The following is a 1,302-nucleotide window of genomic DNA, read 5'->3' as shown; positions in this document are numbered from 1 at the left end:
CGATGTCTAAGGGTTTGTAGTTATTAAAAATAGGAAACTGCCCAATAGCGCGTAACGCTTCAATTTTACTAGAGCTGTTGGCTCTGTCAGCAAGGTCTACTAACTCAGATACCGTAAATCCATATTCAATGAGCAACGTTCTACACTCAGGAAGCTGTGTTAAGGTTCTACTCGATGCACTTTTTTGTGCAATAGAAAACATTTGAGCAGGTGTAAATCCGAGCTCTGAAATAATCGCTAGCTCAAGTATCTTAAACAATGCGTCTAAGTTGTGCGCACCACCGTCATGACCAAGAATGCGCGCTACCGCTTGGCCTTTATTTTGAAATTGAAGTTTATCTAAATTGGCGAGAGCCTGCTCGTTTTCTAATAATTTAAGCAGTGCGCCTAAGTTGCGCGAACCACCAGTCTGAGCAAGAATGCGCGCTACCGCTTCGCCCTTATTTTGAAATTGAAGTTTATCTAAATTGGCGAGAGCCTGCTCATTTTCCAATAATTTAAGCAGTGCGCCTAAGTTGCGCGCACCACCACCCTGACCAAGAATGTGCGCTACCGCTTCGCCCTTATTTTGAAATTGAAGTTTATCTAAATTGGCGAGAGCCTCGTCGTTTTCTAATAATTTAAGCAGTGCGCCTAAGTTGCGCGAACCACCGTCATGACAAAGAATGCGCGCTACCGCTTCGCCCTTATTTTGAAATTGAAGTTTATCTAAATTGGCGAGAGCCTGCTCGTTTTCTAATAATTTAAGCAGTGCGCCTAAGTTGTGCGCACCACCATGATGAGCAAGAATGCGCGCTACCGCTTGGCCTTTATTTTGAAATTGAAGTTTATCTAAATTGGCGAGAGCCTGCTCGTTTTCCAATAACTTGAGCAGTGTGCCTAAGTTGTGCGAACCACCGTCGTGACCAAGAATGCGCGCTATCGCTTCGCCTTTATTTTGAAATTGAAGTTTATCTAAATTGGCGAGAGCCTGATTGTTTTCTAATAATTTAAGCAGTGCGCTTAAATTGTGCGAACCACCAATTTTACCAAGAATGCGCGCTACCGCTTCGCCCTTATTTTGAAATTGAAGTTTATCTAAATTGGCGAGAGCCTGCTCATTTTCCAATAATTTAAGCAGTGCGTCTAAGTTGTGCGAACCACTTTGATGACTGAGAAGGTTCACCACATTATCGAGTGTTAATCCTAGCTTTGAGCGTAATTTTTTTTCCTGCTGCTCTTGAGTTAACTTTTTTAGGGCTTTTAATGAGGATACGCCTTGAGCCAATAGTAAAATGAGCTGTTCTTTTGTTATATCAAAAG

The 1,302-nt window shown here is 42.3% G+C and carries 1 protein-coding gene; it reads right to left on the bottom strand.

Translation table 11 applies throughout. The annotated features are described in order from the left end of the window. A partial coding sequence (locus ACWTEW_RS08600) for a hypothetical protein (protein WP_454783628.1) occupies positions 1-1,302 on the bottom strand: 1,302 nt, incomplete at both ends.

Source organism: Legionella stuttgartensis, from assembly GCF_977063405.2.
Note: the sequence above shows the minus strand (reverse complement) of the source record. Positions and strands in the feature narration are given on the sequence as shown.